Origin of the sequence: [Clostridium] scindens ATCC 35704, from assembly GCF_004295125.1 — a bacterium.
In the GTDB taxonomy this organism is placed as follows: Bacteria; Bacillota; Clostridia; order Lachnospirales; family Lachnospiraceae; genus Clostridium_AP; species Clostridium_AP scindens.
On the sequence record NZ_CP036170.1, the window covers coordinates 2,934,378 to 2,953,505 of the forward strand.

The following is a 19,128-nucleotide window of genomic DNA, read 5'->3' on the forward strand; positions in this document are numbered from 1 at the left end:
GGTATGAAAAGAATAATCTGCAAAAATGAAGACGGGGTGCAAGTAGAATTTAACTATAATTTTGAACCGTTCTTCCTTGTATCGGTAGACGGAATTTACACGGTATCAAATAACGTTGTAACGTCGGAAAATACAATGGTGGACGGTTCCACCTATCAGGGCAGCACCACAAAGCAAAGAAACATTGTAATTACCGCGCAAATGGAAAGCGATTACCAAAAGAACAGGGACTTGCTTTACAAGTGCTTCAAACCGAAGTCAACCGGCCTTTTTACCTACATGGAAGGGGACGAAACGCGCGTCATTGATTACAAGGTGGAAGAAATCGACATAGACGAAAAAGGAGTGGTAAGGAATTTTACAATTTCCCTTCTTTGCCCGGATCCGTTCTTTAGAGATCTGGAAGATCTGTCCGTGTCAATGGCAAGTTGGACGGGGCTTTTTGAATGGGAGCATGAATTTTTAGACGAAAAAGAACCATTCGCAGAGAGAACCGCGGAAGTGCTGAAAGAGATCGAAAACGACAGCGCAGCCGACAATATCGGTATAACCGTAACACTGGAAGCGGAAGGACCGGTAATAAATCCAGCCGTATATCACGCGGAAAGTGGGGAATTTATCAAAATCGGAAACGAAGTCAGATCCTTTTCAATCAATGCCGGGGACGTGGTTATTATTACCACGGAAACCAACAACAAAGCCGTTTACCTTGTACGGGACGGAGTAAGACAGGAGATCAACGAATATTTGGACGAAGACAGCGACTTTATACAGTTGCAGCACGGGACGAATACGATCCGTTACACTGCAGACGCCGGGGAAGATTACATGAACGTAACAATTTCGTACCGGTTCCGCTATTTGGGGGTGTGATATGGAAGCCAGAATTTACGACAGAGAATTGAACTTCAAAGGGGTAATAGAAAATCACACTTCCTTAATCTGGTGCCGGAAGTATTACGTACCGGGAAACTTTGAGATCCACGCGCCGATCACAGACCGGAACTTGCAGTTGTTGGCAAAAGGGAACATCATTTCAAAACGCGGCAGCGAAGAAGCCGGAGTGATTGAGGACATAGAGAACGAAGAAAGTGACATTAAAAACGAGATCACGGCAAAAGGGCGCTTTCTTTCGTCCTATATGGATCGAAGGCTGATAAAGTCAACCGTGAATTTTTCCGGCAAGATTGAAGTTGCCATGCGGCAGTTATTGGAAGGGGCGACACCGATCCCACTTGTGGAGTTGGGAACGCTGAATGGTTTTTCCGAAACAGTGGAATTTCAAGCCACAATGAAAAATCTTATGCTATACGAAACCAAACTTGCAAAGGCGGGCGCGATCGGGTACCGGTTCCGGCCGGACTTCCGGTTGAAAAAGATTTTGTTTGAAACCTACAAGGGGACAGACAGAACAACGGCGCAGGGGGTAAATTCGCGCGTTATCTTTTCGGAGAGTTACAACAATCTGAACAATGTTATTTACAAATATAACGATCAGCAGTACCGCACAAAAGCGATCGTCGGCGGCAAAGGCGAAGGAGCGGCCCGCGTTTATGTGGAAGTCGGCGGCGGTACCGGCTTAGATCTTCGCGAAATATTCGTGGACGCAAAGGACATTCAAAGCGAAGGCATGACGGCGGCAGCGTACCGGGCAGCACTGACACAAAGGGGGAATGAAGCCCTTGCAACAAATATCATTGCCGAAAGTGTCGAGTGCGAAACAGAAGCAGATATAAATTTCAAATACAAGGTTCATTACGACTTGGGGGACATAGTGACCGTAAAGAAGAAAAAATGGGGAATTACGCTAAACCAGAGGATCACAGAACTTCAAGAAGTTTATGAATACGGCGGTATGTATGTAGTACCAACAATGGGCGACGCATTACCGGAAAAAATAGATTGGAGTGACAAATAAATGGGACAGTACGCAAACTTTTACAATTCCAGAAGCGGGGACCGCGTTTACAACGCTGACAGCATGAGCGAATGGCTTTTGCCGTTCTTCACGACCGGCGTTTTCAATAATTGTTTCGCGATCACGGCAAACGACGATATGAGCGTAACAGTCGGCGGGGGCTATGTGAACATCAAAGGAAAGACGAAACATTTTGAACAGGCGCAGATCTTCACCCTTGAAAAAGCGTCGGGAACGTTGGCCCGGATCGACAATGTGATTTTGAGAAGGGACGACACGGAAAGAGATTTCTATATCTTCATTGAAACCGGCGGTTTCTCAAAAAATCCGGTAGCACCGGAGATTGTAAGGACCGAAGCGATCCACGACCTGAAATTAGGTGAAATTTATGTGGACGTGGGAGCAATCAAGATCACGCAGGAAAATATAACCGATACGCGAATGAACGCTGACGTTTGCGGGTGGGTTATGGCAACCGTGAAAGAAATTGACTTTTCGCAAATCACGGCGCAGTTTCAGGCGTATTTCACACGCTATCAGGCGAATATTACGCAGGAATTTAACGCCTACATGGAACAAATCGTCAACTTAGAGGACAAAGGCGCCGCCGCTTTCCGCGATATGCAAAGCCAGTTTGACGCCTACGCGCAGCAGCAGCAGGACGCCTTTTCGGAATGGTTCGACGGGATAAAGGATCAGTTATCAGCGGACGCGGCCGGGGCGCTGCAAAATGCAGTAAATGATCTGACGGCGCACATTAAAAACCTTGCGACAAAGATCACCTTTGAAAATCTTTCAAAGGAAACCGGGGAAATCAAGATTGACATTGTAAACGGTAATACCGGAACAACGACAACGGCCACATTCGCAGAAGGCGGCAAAACCTACCTGACGGAGCCGGGAGAATACACGGTGGAGCCACAGGCAGACAATTTATTGATTATCCCGAAAACCTTCATTCTGGATCACTCACAGACCACGGAAACACTGATTTTCAGTATTTACGACAAAAACGCCTTTGCTGCTATTGGCGGCTATGTGGGCGCTTATGTATCAAAAAATTAAAGTAAAGGAGAAGAACACATGAAAGGATTTCCGAAAGTATTAAAAACGGCGCAGGACGTGAAGAACTGTAAAGCCATGGTTGAAGCCGGGGAACTGGCAGCAGAAGACCTTCTGGCAGCGATCGAAGCAATCGAAAACCAGAATTATATTAAATGCCCGATCCGCGAACTGTCAGAGGATAGAAAGACGGTAACGATCGGTTATTGCAGCGAAGCGGCAGCAGGTGGCAAGGTGACAGCGGGCGGCGTGACAGCCACAATTCAGACCGTGGAACATATCAACGGAGAACCCGACGAAGAAGGGAAGACAGAGAAGGAAACAACGGCCATTACGATTTCAAGAGCGATCGCGGCCGGTTCCGATTTCTTGAAAATCGCGAACGCACCTTCTGTATACGAAGATCTGGACATGACCGCGGAAGAACTGGACCAGATCAAAGAAGAATTAAAGCAGCCTGCAGAATAAGAAAGGAGAAAAGAGCATGAAACATTTTCTTTATGATGAAACAATGCTGAACACGAAGGCCCGTATCACAACGGCAAAACTGGCCGCTATTAGCGACATTGTGGCGCAGAAGGCGCAGTACATCACCGCGACGGGATCCGCGGCGCCTGACGAAGTGACCGTGGAAGCGGGGGTAATTATTTCCGTGGGGCCTTCGATCTTTGAAACGGCATTAACCAAACTTACGGCCGCGAACCTTGACACCGGGACCGGTTTTGAAGCGGGAAGCGACTATTATATTTATTGTTGCGATCCTTCCAACGGATCCGACACACTGGATCAGGACGAAATTTTTGTGATTTCCAAAAACACCACATACCCTTCCGGGTACACGGCAGAGAACAGCCGAAAAGTGGGCGGCTTTCATTACGGCATTGTAAGAAATGTAAACAGCAAAGGAAACCCGATCAGCAGCGCCGGAACCGAAAACGGCAGCGGTTGGGAAGGAAACGTATATACCGGCATTGTGCCGAACAGCGTATGGACCACGAAGCACCGCCCGAAGTGCGACGATCCTTCCGGCATGGTGTATTTAGGGAACGGCTTATGGGGTGACATTTATTTGTCGTCCGACAACGGAAACGACGGTTTACAGTCGAAGTACAACGCGAACCCGATCACCGGCACAGAGGGGCTTAACTGGTATATCGCAAACGAGAAGGCCCGCCGTGTAGGGAAAAGGCTTCCTACATACGCAGAATTTTGTCAGGCTGCCTTCGGAAGCCCGGAAGGAAAGGACGACAACAACACCTACGCATGGAGCGCCACCGGAAACACCGGAAGACAGAAAACGGGCTATGTAAAGAACGCCATTTCGGCGCTTAATATCCGCGATCTGGTGGGTAACGTCTGGAAATGGCTTGACGAATTTTGTCTGGATCCGACGGCTACGACGTGGGCGTGGCATGACGTATTAGGCGCCGGACACGGCGACGCTTATATGCCTTCGTCAACTGCCCTTCGCGCGCTCCTTGCGGGCGGGAATTGGAGCAACGGCGTCCGCGGCGGCGACCGCGCGGTGACTTGCAACAATTACCCGTGGTACGTCGGCGCGAGCGTTGGCGTCTGGTGCGTTTGTGACGCGCTGTAAGCAGAAGGGGCGCCCGAAAGGGCAGCCCCTATTTTCCGGGAGAGAATAACACATGGGAGAATATAAGAGCAGAAGCAAGAGCGCAACCGAAACAGCGGAAACAACGGCGGTTATGGACTACACGCACACGGAAGCGAACCAAATGGCCTATGATTTCTCAATCTATCTTCACGAAAAGTTGAAGAAATTTCCGCATTATGAAAAATTCACGCTTCAAAAGGACATTCGGGAGAGTATCGACGGAATGTTGGACGAAATAGAAATGTATGAAATCACAAAGGTTATAAGCCACCTTTACACCGCGGATCGGTTAAAACGGCGCCTTGTGCGGAAATTACGACTTGCACACGATCTAAAATATTCGGCCATGAATAACGACGCCTATTTATATTGTGCAAAGCAGGCCGGAGCGATCGGCGGGAAAATTGGCGGCCTGATTAAATCGGCGACGGAAGCGAAGAAGAAATAAAAATATTTTGGGGCAACCGTTAATTCGCACCTTCACGCGCTCATTGCGGGCGGGAATTGGAACAACGGCGTCCACGACGGCGACCGCGCGGTGAATTGCAACAATTACCCGTGGAACGTCAACACGAACATTGGCGTCTGGTGCGTTTGTGACTTGTAAAGCATTTTAGACCGCGCGATCCCCGGATCCACGGCAAGGGTTATATATTTCATAATCATAATATATAGTCAGACGGTTTGCACAGACGGCCGAAAGGTCGTTCCCGTTCCGGCGAGAACCGGACAAAAGCAAAATAGCACAGCCTAAAAGTAGGGCTTAAAGGTACGAAATGAGGTAGGGCAAAATTAAGACAATTAAAAATCTGATAGACAAGATCTGCACTTTCCCGAACGCCCTGAAAGCATATCACAAGGCCAGAAAGTGCAAACGGTACCGGCCGGACGTTTTGGAGTTTGAAGCGAACCGCGAAGACAATTTATTTCGCGCGATCGAAGTTTTGAAGGACGGAACGTATCAGCCGGGAGAATACCGGGTTTTCAAAGTATGGGAGCCGAAAGAAAGGATCATAATGGCTTTACCCTTCTTCGATAGGGTAATACAACACATGATCGTAAATTTCATTGAACCTATATTTGAAAAGCGGTTCCTGTTTCATTCCTACGCCTGCAGGAAAGAGAAGGGCGTACACGAAGCAAGCAAAACACTTTCAAAATGGCTTTACGAACTGGAAGTGGTGCAGGGTAAAAAGATATATGCAATAAAAGGGGATATACACCACTATTTCCAAAGCGTTTCACACGACATTTTAAAAGCGGAAATCCGGCGGTATATTTCCGACAAAGCATTATTGAAAATCCTTGACCGGATAATAGATCACAACGGGATTTTCCCGCCGGGTGTAGGAATACCGGTTGGGAACCTGACTTCACAATTATTTGCGAATGTCTATTTGAACAAATTAGATCAGTTTGTAAAACACGAACTGAAAGTGAAATACTACGTCCGATATATGGACGATTTTATTATTCTATCGGAAGATCCGGCAGAGTTGCGGCGCCTTCTGGCAATCATTGAAGAATTTTTGCGCCGGGAATTGCGGTTGGAACTGAACCCGAAAACAACGATACTTGCAGCAAAGAACGGAATAAACTTCGTCGGGTATATCCATTATAAAGACCATAAGAAGATCAGAAAGGACGCAAGGCGGCGCCTTACAAAACTTCTGAAAGCCTTTGAAACCGGGGAAGTGGAACTGGAATATTTCGACCGGTCAATAGAAAGTCGTTTCGGCCACATGGAACACGCAGACACTTATAATTACATAAGGGAAACAAAGAAAACCATAGAAGAATTGAAGGAAAGGAAGGCAGTATGAAAACAGGTCAGAAATTGCCGGACTTTCCTTTTATTATGTTTTTGAAAGGTGGTGAGACTATGGAAAGGTTGATCGTTATCTATGCAGAAGCGGCAGGGAATACATTCTTGCAGTTGGTATTGATCGCGGTTGTTTTAGACACTATTTTCGGAGTGTTAAGAGCAATCAAGGAAAGGAAGTTCAATTCTAATTTCGGAATTAACGGCGCGATCCGCAAAGTCGGAATGTTGGTTTGCCTTCTGGCCCTTGTGGTGGTGGATCATATTGTGGCGGTGAACCTGATCGGGTTTATCCCGGAAGCAGTAAGAACATATTTACCGTGTGACAGAGTGGAAACAATGGAGTTTTTCGCCATTCTGTTTATTGCCTATGAAATTATCAGTATTTTCAAAAATATGTACCTTTGCGGCCTTCCGGTGAAGAAGATCTGGCAGACGGTGAAAGCATTTTTGACGAAGTACACAGACGAACTTCCGGCAGAACTGGAAGACGAAGAAGGGGAAGTGGAGAAATGACGGAAAAAGAATTTGTTTCCTATATCGGCCCACTTGCGGCGACTGATATGAAAAAAACGGGGATCCTTGCTTCGGTGACGGCGGCGCAGGCCATTCTTGAAAGTGGCTATGGATCAACGGAACTTGCGGTGGCAGCAAATAACCTTTTCGGCATGAAGGCGACGCTTTCCGGGAACAACTGGCCGTCTGAATGGGACGGCCAGACCTACACAAAGGACACGAAAGAGCAGGACAAAGGCGGCAACGAATACACAGTTTCGGCCGCTTTTCGTAAATATGCCAGTCACGCAGCGAGCATTAAAGATCATTCCGACTATTTGGCAGGCGCAAAGAACGGATCCGCGCTTCGCTATGCGGGATTGATCGGAGAAACAGACTACAAGACGGCGGCCGCGCTGATAAAGGACGGCGGCTATGCAACAGACATAAATTATGTGTCGAAACTCTGTAACATTATTGAAAAATGGAACCTTACAAAGTACGACGAAGCACCACAAAAAAGGAGTGAAGGAACATTGAATATTATTGAAAGCATTGTAACAAATTCAGATTGCTACAAAACAGGGCGAACGATCACGGTAAAAGGGCTTATGCTTCATTCGGTAGGCTGCCCGCAGCCGAAAGCAACGGTTTTCGTGAACAACTGGAACAAACCCGGCGCCGGGGCTTGCGTTCATGCGGTAATTGACGCAGAAGGGAGCGTTTATCAGTTATTACCGTGGAACCGACGCGGGTGGCATTGCGCAAGCGGACAGAAGGGTTCCGGGAATAATACGCATATAGGCGTAGAAATGACCGAACCGGCGACAATCCGTTATACAAGTGGTGCGAACTGGAAGGAAACTGGCGACGGAACAAACACACGCGCGCACGTAATGGCGACGTACAAAACGGCCGTCGAATTGTTCGCGTACCTTTGTAAAAAATACAGTCTAAACCCGACAGCAGACGGCGTTATTATTTCCCACCATGAAGGAAATGTCCGTGGGATTGCTTCAAACCATGGCGACGTAGAACATATTTGGAACAAATTCGGCCTGACAATGGATCAATTTAGAAGGGACGTAAAAGCGGCAATGAGTGGAACGGGTACCAGTCCCGCAACACAGACAAGAGAACTTTACAGAGTACGCAAGACGTGGGCCGACGCGAAAAGTCAGATCGGCGCCTTTTCCGTATTAGAGAACGCGAAGGCGGTCTGCAAAGAAGGTTACACCGTATTCAATAGCAAGGGCCAGGCGGTATTTTCAAACGAAGTGGAAGCACAGAAAAAACCGAACGTAAACCTTCCCTACAAAGTGAAAGTGGATATTTCCGATCTTCGGATCAGGAAAGGACCGGGAACAAATTATGGTTCCGCAGGGTACACAGGCGAAGGAGTATTCACGATCGTAAAAGAGAAAGACGGTCCGGGCGCTACAAAGTGGGGCTTGTTAAAGTCGTATGAGGGGCAGGAAAACGGGTGGATCTCTTTGGACTACGCGACGAAGATCGCATAAAGCAACTATTAACATACCGCCGGAAGGTCAACGGCAAAAACAGCAAGGAAAATATATCACGGAAACCCGGTCAATAAAAGGCCGGGTTTTATATTGCAAGTCTTTTCTGAATATTTCGGCTTCGTTGATTTTTGCGGGTAAATATGATATATTAAAATCTGGTATTTTATGCGAAGGGAAGAAGGAAACATGAAAGACAATGCAGAATTTGAAGCCATTTTGAAAACAATAGATATAAACGGACCGGCGACGGAGAATGAGCCGTGGCGCCAGTATTACTTCATAAAGAAAGCCCGCCAGTATGTAAAGGCGAAGTCGGAAGAATTGGGACGCCCGCTTTTCGCGTGTGCGAGGACGTTTGGCTGCCAGATGAATGCCAGAGATTCTGAAAAACTGCGGGGAATCCTGGAGAAGATTGGCTATGAGGAAGCGCCGGAGGATGTAGCCGACTTCGTCATCTATAATACCTGTACGGTTAGAGAGAACGCCAATACAAGGGTCTATGGACGCCTTGGCCAGCTCAAGCCCCTGAAGAAAAAGAACCCCCATATGATGATCGGTCTTTGCGGCTGCATGATGCAAGAGCCGGAAGTGGTGGAGAAGTTAAGGAAAAGTTACCGTTTTGTTGACATTATCTTCGGCACGCATAATATTTTCAAGTTCGCCGAACTGATTGTGCAGAGGCTGGAATCCCAGGAGATGGTTATCGATATCTGGAAAGATACGGACAAGATCGTAGAGGATCTGCCCAATGAGCGGAAATATTTCTTCAAGTCAGGCGTAAACATCATGTTTGGGTGCAACAATTTCTGCAGTTACTGTATCGTGCCTTATGTAAGAGGGCGGGAGAGAAGCAGGGATCCAAAGGCCATCATCCGGGAGATCGAGCGGCTGGTAGCGGATGGCGTGGTGGAGGTCATGCTTTTGGGCCAGAATGTCAATTCTTACGGAAAGAACCTGGAAGAGCCGATGTCGTTTGCCCGGCTGCTAACGGAGATTGAGAAGATCGAAGGCCTCGAGCGGATCCGCTTTATGACCTCCCATCCAAAAGACCTCTCGGACGAACTGATCGAGGTCATGGGCAATTCAAAGAAGATCTGCAAGCATCTGCATCTGCCCATCCAGTCGGGAAGTTCCAGGATTCTGGAGAAGATGAACCGCAGATATACCAAGGAGCAGTATCTGACGCTTGTTGATAAGATCAGAAAGGCCGTGCCTGATATCTCCCTTACCACGGATATTATCGTAGGATTCCCGGGAGAGACGGAAGAGGATTTCCAGGAGACGCTGGACGTGGTCCGAAAGGTACGCTATGACAGCGCGTTTACCTTCATCTATTCAAAACGGACCGGGACCCCGGCCGCGGCCATGGAAGACCAGATTCCGGAAGATGTGGTAAAAGACCGTTTTGACCGGCTGCTTAGGGAAGTGCAGGCCATTGCCGCGCAAGTTTGCTCCGTCCATGAAGGGTGCGTGCAGACGGCCTTGGTAGAGGCAAAGAGCGAGCATGATGATTCTATGGTCACCGGACGGCTAAGCAACAATCTGCTGGTGCATTTTAAAGGCTCGTCAGAGTTGATCGGCCAGTTGGTTGACGTGCGCCTGTCTGAATGCAAGGGCTTCTATTATCTGGGAGAACAGGTGTAAAAGGCGGCACATCCGCGCTTGCGGCATAAGAAATATATACCACCCATATTATGAACCGAAAACGCTCAAACTATGTAGTAAGAACATATAGTGAGGGCGTTTTTACATGAAGAAATTAAGTGAGTATCTATTTTTATGGACATTCGGCGGATGCCTGTATTATTCGTTTGAAGTGATCTTCCGCGGATTTTCCCACTGGTCCATGTTTGTTCTGGGGGGAATCTGCTTTTTGTTTTTTACGATCCAGGGAAAGATGGTGCATTGGCAGGACGCGCTGTGGCGCCAGCTGCTCAGGTGCATCGTCTTTGTAACCTCAATGGAATTCATTACCGGAATTATCGTCAATAAGTGGCTTGGGCTGGCGGTATGGGATTACAGCGATCAGCCCTTCCAGCTCTTCGGGCAGATATGCCTGCCTTTCATGGTTATATTTTCCGGCCTGTGCGTTCTTGGGATCCTGTTAAGCGGCTATCTTACGTATTGGCTCTATGGGGATGAGAAGCCTCATTACCATGTACTTTGATAAATTGTATCTTTCATATTAAATCGAAAAATGCTATAATGAAATGTAAAAATGTAGACAAAAGAGGAGAAATAACGTGGCAGAATTAACACCAATGATGCAGCAGTATATGCAGACAAAAAAAGAGTACCCGGACTGCATCCTATTCTATAGATTGGGCGACTTTTACGAGATGTTCTTCGACGATGCCCTGACCGCATCCAAAGAACTGGAGATTACGCTGACCGGAAAAAACTGTGGCCTTAAGGAACGGGCGCCCATGTGCGGAGTCCCTTACCATGCGGTGGACGGTTACTTGAACCGGCTGGTTTCCAAAGGATATAAGGTGGCCATCTGCGAGCAGATGGAAGATCCCGCAACCGCCAAAGGCCTGGTAAAAAGGGATGTCGTCAGGATCGTTACGCCTGGTACCAACTTAGATACCCAGTCTCTGGACGAGACGAAGAACAATTATATCATGTGCGTGGTCTACATCGCAGACAGGTATGGCCTTTCGGTGGCGGATGTGACGACGGGAGACTACTTCGTCACGGAACTGGATGACAGCGAGAAATTATTTGATGAGATCTACAAATTCATGCCCTCAGAGTTAATCTGCAATGAGGCTTTTTATATGAGCGGCATGGATCTGGACCTGATGAAGGAAAAACTGGGAATCACCATCTATTCCCTGGATGCATGGTACTTTGATGATGCGATCTGCCAGCGTACGCTCAAGGAGCATTTCCATGTCAGCACCATGGAAGGACTGGGCCTTAGCGACTATGATTGCGGCATTATTGCCGCCGGAGCCTTGCTTCAATATCTGATCGAGACACAGAAGCGGGACTTATCCCATATTACCAGGCTCTCCGCTTACGCAACCGGCAAATATATGCTCCTGGACAGTTCCACCAGGCGCAATCTGGAATTATGCGAGACCCTGCGGGAGAAGCATAAGAGAGGGTCTCTATTGTGGGTGCTGGATAAGACCAAGACGGCAATGGGCGCCCGGTGCTTAAGGAAATTCATTGAGCAGCCGCTGATTGATAAAAATTCCATTGAACGCCGGCTGGACGCGGTGGACGAGTTGAAGCAGAATGCCATTTCCAGGGAAGAGATCCGGGAATACTTAACACCGGTCTATGACTTGGAAAGGCTGGTGTGCAAAATCACATACCAGTCTGCAAATCCAAGAGACCTGATCGCTTTTAAAAGTTCCCTGTCTATGCTTCCGCATATCAAGTACATATTGGAGGAGATGAAGTCTCCCCTGCTGAAAGATCTCTATGAAAGGCTGGATACGCTGGAAGACTTATGCCATCTGGTAGAGGAGGCTATTAAGGAAGACCCGCCGCTGGCAATGAAAGAGGGAGGGATCATCAGAGATGGATATAACGAGGAGGTGGACCGGCTGCGCTCGGCCAAATCCGATGGAAAGGACTGGCTTGCCAAGCTGGAGACGGATGAAAGGGAGAAGACCGGAATCAAGAATCTGAAGATCCGTTACAACAAGGTGTTCGGATATTATCTGGAAGTTACCAATTCTTTTAAACATATGGTACCGGACTATTATACGAGGAAGCAGACGCTTGCAAACGCGGAGCGTTACATCATTCCGGAACTGAAGGAACTGGAGGATACCATCCTGGGGGCGGAAGACAAGTTGTATGCGCTGGAATACCAGCTCTACTGCGAGGCGCGGGACAAGATTGCCAAAGAAGTCCTGCGGATACAGACGACGGCGAAAGCCATCGCCCAGTTGGACGCCTTCGCCTCCATGGCCCTTGTGGCGGAACAGAGCCGCTATGTAAGGCCGAAAATTAATGAAAAAGGCGTGATCGACATCAAAGACGGGCGTCATCCGGTCGTGGAGAAGATGATTCCCAACGATATGTTCATATCCAACGATACATATCTTAACGATAAGAAGAACCGGATCTCTATCATTACGGGTCCCAATATGGCGGGGAAATCCACCTATATGCGTCAGACGGCCCTGATCGTGCTGATGGCCCAGATCGGCTCATTCGTGCCGGCTGCCAGCGCGGATATCGGACTGGTGGACCGCATCTTTACCAGAGTGGGCGCATCGGATGACCTGGCAAGCGGACAGAGTACCTTCATGGTAGAGATGACAGAGGTTGCCAATATCCTGCGCAATGCCACCAGCAAGAGCCTTCTGATCCTGGATGAGATCGGCCGGGGAACCAGCACCTTTGATGGGCTGAGCATTGCCTGGGCCGTAATCGAGCATATCAGCAGCAGCAGGCTGTTGGGAGCCAAGACGCTGTTTGCCACCCATTATCATGAACTGACAGAGTTGGAAGGCAAGATCGACAACGTAAATAACTACTGCATTGCGGTAAAGGAAAAGGGCGATGACATCATCTTCCTTCGCAAGATCGTCAAAGGCGGCGCAGATAAGAGTTATGGAATCCAGGTTGCCAGGCTGGCTGGCGTACCCGAAAGCGTCACCAGCCGTGCCAGGGAAATCGTGGAAGAACTGGTACATGCGGATATCACCACCAGGATCAAGGATATTGCAGTCCATGGGCAGGAGCCGCCCAGGCTTAAGGCCAGGCATTATGATGAGGTGGATCTGGCTCAGATGTCCCTGTTCGATACGGTGAAGGACGATGACGTGATCGAGGAGATCAAGAGCCTGGATGTCAGCAACCTGACGCCGATCGACGCGCTGAATACATTGTACCAGTTACAGAACAAACTGAAAAACAGGTGGTAGGACATGAATAAGATACAAGTATTAGACCCGGTTACGATTGATAAGATCGCCGCCGGGGAAGTAATCGAACGCCCCGCATCGGTCGTAAAGGAACTGGTGGAAAATGCCATAGACGCAGGAGCCACGGCCATCGTCACAGAGATTGAAGAAGGCGGCATCTCTATGATCCGGATCGCGGATAATGGCTGCGGCATGGATGCATCGGACGTTCCCAACGCGTTCTTGCGGCATTCCACCAGCAAGATACGTACTGTGGAGGATCTGGTACATATTGGCTCCCTGGGATTCAGAGGCGAGGCGCTTTCCAGCATCGCCGCCGTCTCCCAGGTGGAGATGATCACCAAGACAAAGGATCAGGTTCTGGGCACCCGGTACCGGATCGCGGGAGGAAAGGAAGAAGAACTGGATGAGACAGGGGCCAGGGATGGCACCACATTTCTGATCCGCCAGCTCTTCTACAATACGCCGGCAAGGAGGAAGTTTTTAAAGACTCCTATGACAGAGGCGAGCCATGTGGGGGATCTGCTGACCCGAATGGCATTGTCCCACCCGGAGATCTCCTTCCAGTTCATCAATAACGGGCAGTCCAAGCTGCATACTTCCGGCAATGGCAATCTTAAGGATGTCATCTATCATGTATATGGCAGAGAGATTGCAGCCAATCTGCTGGCAGCCGACTACGAATCCCCCGGACTTAAAATCAGAGGATTTCTTGGAAAGCCGCTGATATCGAGGGGAAACCGGAATTTTGAGAATTATTTCATCAACGGAAGATATGTAAAGAGCAGCATTATATCCAAAGCCATCGAAGATGCGTATAAGGACTTTACCATGCAGCATAAATATCCTTTTGTGGTACTGCACATCGAGATTGATGGCGAGCATGTGGATGTGAATGTCCATCCTACAAAGATGGAACTGAGGTTTAATAATCAGCAGGAAGTCTATAATTCTATATATGCGGCTGTTGACCATGGACTTCATGCGGAAGAGCTGATCCCGCATGTGGAAGTCGATGCGCCTAAGGCCGCAGCGCCCATGAAGCAGGAGGGCGGAGCGCCTCATGCGGCGCAGAAGAAAGATAATCCAGTGGTTCCCGATAGAACTACTAGCGTACAGCCCGCACCGTCGGCAAAAAAATCTGTTCCAGCGCCGGAAGAACGCACCCTGGACTATTTCATGCAGAAGATGAAGGAACGGGTTGCGGCATATCACGCCCAGCAGAATCAGGAGGCGCCTAAGAAGGCGCCTGATGTTAAAGTGTCTGCCCAGCCGTCCGAAGACCGCAGGGAAGCCCCCTCGGACCGGGTTTGCGAGACGCCGGAATATGCGGCCCAGCAGCTGAACTTATTCGAAGAGAATCTGGTGGAGCGGAAGGTTCAGGCAGAGTATAAGATCATCGGCCAAGTCTTCGAGACTTACTGGCTTGTCGAATTTAACGACAGCCTCTATATTATCGACCAGCATGCGGCCCACGAGCGGGTGCTGTATGAAAAGACTTTAAAGAGCATGAAGACCAGGGAATTTACCTCCCAGTTTATCAGTCCGCCCATCGTGCTGGATCTGAGCATGCAGGAGGCGGAACTTTTAAACCAGTATATGGATCAGTTTACCCGTATCGGCTTCGAGATCGAGGAGTTCGGGCAGGAGTCTTATGCCGTAAGGGCAGTGCCCGGCAATCTGTTCGGCATTGCCAAGAAGGATTTGCTGCTGCAGATGCTGGATGGCCTGTCGGATGAAGTGAGCCGAAATCTTTCGCCGGATATGATCGATGAGAAAGTTGCCTCCATGTCCTGCAAGGCGGCCGTGAAGGGGAATATGAAGTTGTCAGCCACGGAAGTGGATTCCTTGATCGGCGAGCTTCTGACGCTTGAGAACCCATATCACTGCCCGCATGGACGCCCGACGATCATCGCCATGACGAAGCGGGAACTGGAAAAGAAATTCAAAAGGATTGTATAGAGATGAAGAAACCATTAGTAGTTCTTACAGGGCCCACTGCCGTAGGAAAGACAAAAGCCTCCATCGGGCTTGCAAAGGCGATCGGGGGCGAGATTATTTCCGCGGATTCCATGCAGGTATACAGGCATATGGATATCGGTTCGGCAAAGATACGGCCGGAAGAGATGCAAGGCGTGCCTCATCATCTGATCGATGTGCTGGAGCCGTCGGAAGAATTCCATGTCGTGCGCTTTCAGCAGATGGCCAAGGCCGCGATGGAAGAGATCTATTCCAGAGGACATATTCCGGTGATCGTAGGCGGCACTGGATTCTATATCCAGGCAGTATTGTACGATATTGACTTTACGGAGAATGACGGCGATCGAGCATTCCGCCAGGAACTGATGGACTATGCGGATGCGAATGGGCCGTTAAGCCTTCATGAGCGCCTTAAGGAAGTCGATCCGAAGGCCGCTGATGCGATTCACCCCAATAACACCAAGAGAGTCATCCGGGCACTGGAATTCTGCCATCAGACGGGGAAGAAGATATCGGAGCATAATGAGAAGGAGCGGGAGAAGGAATCACCCTATAATTTCGTTTATTTTGTGCTAAATGACGAGCGCCAGAAGTTATATGAGCGCATCGACAGACGAGTGGATCTTATGATACAGGAAGGCCTGGTAGAAGAAGTGTCCCGGCTAAAGGAGATGGGGTATGCCAGGGATATGGTTTCCATGCAGGGGCTGGGATATAAGGAGATCCTCGCCTGCCTGGACGGGGAATGCACGCTTGACGAAGCCATCTATATGATTAAGCGTGATACCAGACATTTTGCCAAAAGACAGATCACCTGGTTTAAGAGGGAGAGACAGGTAATCTGGATTGAGAAAGAAGCATACGGCTATGATGAAGAAAAGATACTGCACACAATGATAAAACATATGGAGGGAGTACTATGTTTAGAAGATTATTCGGGGGTTCCAAATTTTTAAAAAAGATGAATACATTGATGGAATTGTATTCTTGCAGTCATAATGCGCCATCCACCTACCAGCAGCTGCTGGATCTGAAGCCGCTGATCCGGACAGAAGGGGAAAGGGCCTTGTTTGAATTGAACCGGGCCGCGCTTCTGTACGACATGCGGCAATTTAGGGAGGCCGCGGACGTGGTGCTGGAGATTCGCTCGCTGAATCCTGAGTTTGATGCCAAATGCGCCGTGGTAAAGATGAAGATTATGGATGCGCTCTAGAAAGGAAGCATATACGACATGTTAGAGATAGAAGCAATATACAGACAGATTGGAATCAGGCAGAACGTTCTTGCATTTGGAGGGCAGATTGAGAAAGAACTGAAAGAGCGTTTTGAACAGATCGATCAGATCGCGGAGTATAATCAGTTGAAGGTTATACAGGCCATGCAGAAAAACCGGGTGAGCGAGGGGTGCTTTAACTACGCCAGCGGATACGGATACGATGACCAGGGACGGGATACATTGGAGGAAGTCTATGCCAGCGTATTCCATACGGAAAGCGCGCTTGTACGCCCGCAGATCGCATGCGGAACCCATGCCTTATCCATTGCGCTTAGCGCAAACCTGCGCCCGGGGGATGAACTGCTGTCCCCGGCCGGAAAGCCTTACGATACGCTGGAAGAAGTAATCGGCATCCGTCCGTCTTGCGGCTCCCTGGCGGAATACGGTATATCCTACCGCCAGGTAGACCTTTTGGAGGATGGGACCTTTGATTACGATCGCATCCGAAAAGCCATAGGTCCTAAGACCAAGCTGGTGACCATTCAGCGCTCAAAGGGATATCAGACCAGGCCCAGCTTCTCCGTGAAGCAGATTGGGGAACTGATTGCCTTTGTAAAAGAGATCAACCCGGATATCATTTGCATGGTGGACAACTGCTACGGCGAGTTCGTGGAGGCCATCGAGCCCAGCGATGTTGGGGCGGATATGGTGGTCGGCTCCCTGATCAAGAATCCGGGCGGCGGCCTGGCTCCGATCGGCGGCTATATCGCCGGACGCAAGGATCTGATCGATGCCTGCGGCTACCGTCTGACGTCTCCCGGCCTTGGAAAAGAAGTGGGCGCGTCCCTGGGAGTCATGCAGTCCTTCTACCAGGGCTTATTCCTTGCGCCGACCGTTGTGGCCGGGGCATTAAAAGGGGCGATATTTGCCGCAAATATCTATGAGCGGCTTGGCTACGCGGTGGTTCCAAATGGAACAGAAAGCCGGCATGATATTATCCAGGCAGTGGAATTTGGAACGCCGGAAGGCGTGATCGCTTTCTGCAAGGGCATCCAGGCGGCTGCCCCGGTAGACTCTTATGTAACGCCGGAGCCATGGGCAATGCCGGGATATGACAGCGACGTGATCATGGCGGCGGGGGCATTCGTTCAGGGCTCTTCTATAGAGTTAAGCGCGGACGGCCCGATCAAGCCCCCATACGCCGTGTATTTCCAGGGCGGCCTTACATGGCCTCATGCCAAACTGGGCATTCTGATGTCTCTGGAATACCTGGTAAGGGATGGAATCGTAACACTGCCATAGAAGAGGAGCAATAAGGAGCAGATATGAATCGGATTGGAATCATCGGAGGAGGGGCCTCCGGCATTGTGGCTGCGATTGCTGCGGCCAGAAGCGACGGCGATGCCCAGGTCTTTATTCTGGAACAGAAAGAGAACATCGGAAAGAAAATACTTGCCACCGGAAATGGACGCTGCAACCTGACCAACGAGGCGATGGATGCTTCCTGCTACCATGGCGAAGATCCGGAATTTGCCAGGAATGTCCTGAAGCAGTTCGGGTATGGGGAGACCTTGGAATTCTTTGCTTCCCTGGGACTTTTCACCAAAAGCCGGGGCGGCTATATCTATCCCCGCTCGGATCAGGCGGCCTCCGTTCTGGAACTGCTGGAAATGGAACTGCGCAGGCAGAAGGTGAAGATATATACCGGGGTGCGCGTAGAGGCTCTGAAACTTTCCGCCAAAGGATTTGTCATTCGTGCCGATGGTCAGAGGTTCCCTGCGGACCGGGTGATCCTTGCCTGCGGAGGAAAGGCGTCCAAAAGCCTGGGTTCCGACGGGAGCGGGTACGCGCTTGCCAGGTCTATGGGCCATACGCTGTCTCCTGTGGTTCCCGCATTGGTACAGTTAAAAGTAAAGAAACATCCTTTCGCCAAGGCAGCCGGGGTTCGAACCGATGCCAAGGTCGCGGCGCTTCTGGGGCGCCAGGTCCTGGCGGAGGACACGGGAGAAATGCAGATTACCGCCTATGGCATCTCGGGCATCCCGGTATTCCAGATCAGCCGCCACATCGCCAAAGGATTGTATGAGGGGAAAGAGATGAAGGTAAGGGTAGATTTTCTTCCTGAGATGGAGGCATCCCAGGTACGCAAGGCATTTAACACACATTTGGACAAGTGCCCTTATGCCACATGCCAGGAATTCCTGACGGGAATCTTCCCTAAAAAATTAATCCCAAGACTGCTGGAACTGTCTCATATCCGCCAGAACTTTCCGGCATCAGAACTTAAGCCCGCGCAGTGGGAGGATTTGATACGCGCCTGCAAGCAGACTCTGCTTACGATCGAGGACACCAATGGATTTGACAATGCGCAGGTCTGTGCAGGAGGCGTACGTACTGGCGAGGTATATCCGGATACGCTGGAATCCAGGTACGCAGATGGCTTATATCTTACCGGCGAACTCCTGGATGTGGAGGGGATATGCGGAGGATACAATCTGCAGTGGGCTTGGGCTACCGGATACCTGGCAGGGCGCGCGGCGGCGGAAAGACCCTGACATCGAAGGGTCTTATTTCTTTTTGGCAGTTCAGAAAAAGGAGAATG

At 49.6% G+C, this 19,128-nt stretch carries 17 protein-coding genes; all 17 read left to right on the top strand.

Annotation, left to right across the window (positions count from 1 at the left end):
* The first annotated feature begins 3 nt into the window (after positions 1-3).
* The 17 genes from HDCHBGLK_RS15105 (at position 4) to HDCHBGLK_RS15190 (ending at position 19,081) form a co-directional block, all read left to right on the top strand.
* On the top strand, positions 4-873 hold the full coding sequence (locus tag HDCHBGLK_RS15105) for a phage tail domain-containing protein (protein WP_004606090.1): 870 nt from the start codon (positions 4-6) through the stop codon (positions 871-873).
* Between the two features lies 1 nt (position 874).
* Positions 875-1,918, top strand: coding sequence for a siphovirus ReqiPepy6 Gp37-like family protein (locus tag HDCHBGLK_RS15110; RefSeq protein ID WP_004606089.1), 1,044 nt, complete (start codon positions 875-877; stop codon positions 1,916-1,918).
* Positions 1,919-2,983 (top strand): hypothetical protein, encoded by a 1,065-nt coding sequence (locus HDCHBGLK_RS15115; protein ID WP_004606088.1) that lies wholly within the window; start codon positions 1,919-1,921, stop codon positions 2,981-2,983. It abuts the gene before it with no gap.
* Positions 2,984-3,001: 18 nt separating this feature from the next.
* Positions 3,002-3,448, top strand: coding sequence for a hypothetical protein (locus HDCHBGLK_RS15120; protein WP_004606087.1), 447 nt, complete (start codon positions 3,002-3,004; stop codon positions 3,446-3,448).
* Between the two features lie 16 nt (positions 3,449-3,464).
* Positions 3,465-4,577 carry a phage major tropism determinant gene (locus HDCHBGLK_RS15125; RefSeq protein WP_004606086.1) on the top strand — a complete coding sequence of 371 codons (1,113 nt, stop codon included), beginning with the start codon at positions 3,465-3,467 and terminating at the stop codon, positions 4,575-4,577.
* A gap of 52 nt (positions 4,578-4,629) precedes the next feature.
* The gene (locus HDCHBGLK_RS15130; RefSeq protein ID WP_004606085.1) at positions 4,630-5,046 is read left to right on the top strand and encodes a four helix bundle protein; all 417 of its coding nucleotides are present in this window, start codon (positions 4,630-4,632) and stop codon (positions 5,044-5,046) included.
* 445 nt (positions 5,047-5,491) lie between these two features.
* Positions 5,492-6,421, top strand: coding sequence for a reverse transcriptase/maturase family protein (locus HDCHBGLK_RS15135; RefSeq protein WP_004606084.1), 930 nt, complete (start codon positions 5,492-5,494; stop codon positions 6,419-6,421).
* Between the two features lie 59 nt (positions 6,422-6,480).
* The gene (locus HDCHBGLK_RS15140; RefSeq protein ID WP_039909566.1) at positions 6,481-6,936 is read left to right on the top strand and encodes a phage holin family protein; all 456 of its coding nucleotides are present in this window, start codon (positions 6,481-6,483) and stop codon (positions 6,934-6,936) included.
* A complete protein-coding gene (locus tag HDCHBGLK_RS15150) occupies positions 6,933-8,435 on the top strand; it encodes a glucosaminidase domain-containing protein (protein ID WP_004606082.1) in 1,503 nt (500 codons plus the stop codon). Before HDCHBGLK_RS15140 ends, HDCHBGLK_RS15150 begins: the two co-directional genes overlap by 4 nt.
* Before the next feature lie 189 nt (positions 8,436-8,624).
* Positions 8,625-10,082, top strand: coding sequence for a tRNA (N6-isopentenyl adenosine(37)-C2)-methylthiotransferase MiaB (gene miaB / locus HDCHBGLK_RS15155; RefSeq protein WP_039909529.1), 1,458 nt, complete (start codon positions 8,625-8,627; stop codon positions 10,080-10,082).
* Positions 10,083-10,188: 106 nt separating this feature from the next.
* Positions 10,189-10,605, top strand: a complete 417-nt coding sequence (locus HDCHBGLK_RS15160; protein WP_004606080.1) for a putative ABC transporter permease — start codon at positions 10,189-10,191, stop codon at positions 10,603-10,605.
* Between the two features lie 76 nt (positions 10,606-10,681).
* Positions 10,682-13,330: a DNA mismatch repair protein MutS gene (gene mutS, locus HDCHBGLK_RS15165; protein WP_330362624.1), complete on the top strand. Its 2,649-nt coding sequence runs from the start codon at positions 10,682-10,684 to the stop codon at positions 13,328-13,330.
* A gap of 3 nt (positions 13,331-13,333) precedes the next feature.
* The gene (mutL, locus tag HDCHBGLK_RS15170) at positions 13,334-15,292 is read left to right on the top strand and encodes a DNA mismatch repair endonuclease MutL (RefSeq protein WP_004606078.1); all 1,959 of its coding nucleotides are present in this window, start codon (positions 13,334-13,336) and stop codon (positions 15,290-15,292) included.
* Positions 15,293-15,294: 2 nt separating this feature from the next.
* Positions 15,295-16,266: a tRNA (adenosine(37)-N6)-dimethylallyltransferase MiaA gene (miaA, locus tag HDCHBGLK_RS15175; protein WP_004606077.1), complete on the top strand. Its 972-nt coding sequence runs from the start codon at positions 15,295-15,297 to the stop codon at positions 16,264-16,266.
* A complete protein-coding gene (locus HDCHBGLK_RS15180) occupies positions 16,230-16,523 on the top strand; it encodes a hypothetical protein (protein ID WP_009248533.1) in 294 nt (97 codons plus the stop codon). Before miaA ends, HDCHBGLK_RS15180 begins: the two co-directional genes overlap by 37 nt.
* An 18-nt stretch (positions 16,524-16,541) precedes the next feature.
* Complete coding sequence (locus HDCHBGLK_RS15185; protein WP_004606075.1) at positions 16,542-17,828, top strand: methionine gamma-lyase family protein; 1,287 nt, start codon at positions 16,542-16,544, stop codon at positions 17,826-17,828.
* A gap of 23 nt (positions 17,829-17,851) precedes the next feature.
* Positions 17,852-19,081: a BaiN/RdsA family NAD(P)/FAD-dependent oxidoreductase gene (locus tag HDCHBGLK_RS15190; protein ID WP_004606074.1), complete on the top strand. Its 1,230-nt coding sequence runs from the start codon at positions 17,852-17,854 to the stop codon at positions 19,079-19,081.
* Positions 19,082-19,128: the final 47 nt, after the last annotated feature.

Bases quoted from the DNA above. Each gene is read 5' to 3' on its own strand.
- HDCHBGLK_RS15180 (WP_009248533.1), top strand. From the start codon at position 16,230: ATGTTTAGAAGATTATTCGGGGGTTCCAAATTTTTAAAAAAGATGAAT.
- HDCHBGLK_RS15115 (WP_004606088.1), top strand. From the start codon at position 1,919: ATGGGACAGTACGCAAACTTTTACAATTCCAGAAGCGGGGACCGCGTT.
- HDCHBGLK_RS15110 (WP_004606089.1), top strand. From the start codon at position 875: ATGGAAGCCAGAATTTACGACAGAGAATTGAACTTCAAAGGGGTAATA.
- HDCHBGLK_RS15160 (WP_004606080.1), top strand. From the start codon at position 10,189: ATGAAGAAATTAAGTGAGTATCTATTTTTATGGACATTCGGCGGATGC.
- HDCHBGLK_RS15140 (WP_039909566.1), top strand. From the start codon at position 6,481: ATGGAAAGGTTGATCGTTATCTATGCAGAAGCGGCAGGGAATACATTC.
- HDCHBGLK_RS15150 (WP_004606082.1), top strand. From the start codon at position 6,933: ATGACGGAAAAAGAATTTGTTTCCTATATCGGCCCACTTGCGGCGACT.
- HDCHBGLK_RS15105 (WP_004606090.1), top strand. From the start codon at position 4: ATGAAAAGAATAATCTGCAAAAATGAAGACGGGGTGCAAGTAGAATTT.
- HDCHBGLK_RS15185 (WP_004606075.1), top strand. From the start codon at position 16,542: ATGTTAGAGATAGAAGCAATATACAGACAGATTGGAATCAGGCAGAAC.
- HDCHBGLK_RS15125 (WP_004606086.1), top strand. From the start codon at position 3,465: ATGAAACATTTTCTTTATGATGAAACAATGCTGAACACGAAGGCCCGT.
- miaA (WP_004606077.1), top strand. From the start codon at position 15,295: ATGAAGAAACCATTAGTAGTTCTTACAGGGCCCACTGCCGTAGGAAAG.
- HDCHBGLK_RS15130 (WP_004606085.1), top strand. From the start codon at position 4,630: ATGGGAGAATATAAGAGCAGAAGCAAGAGCGCAACCGAAACAGCGGAA.
- HDCHBGLK_RS15190 (WP_004606074.1), top strand. From the start codon at position 17,852: ATGAATCGGATTGGAATCATCGGAGGAGGGGCCTCCGGCATTGTGGCT.
- miaB (WP_039909529.1), top strand. From the start codon at position 8,625: ATGAAAGACAATGCAGAATTTGAAGCCATTTTGAAAACAATAGATATA.
- mutL (WP_004606078.1), top strand. From the start codon at position 13,334: ATGAATAAGATACAAGTATTAGACCCGGTTACGATTGATAAGATCGCC.
- HDCHBGLK_RS15120 (WP_004606087.1), top strand. From the start codon at position 3,002: ATGAAAGGATTTCCGAAAGTATTAAAAACGGCGCAGGACGTGAAGAAC.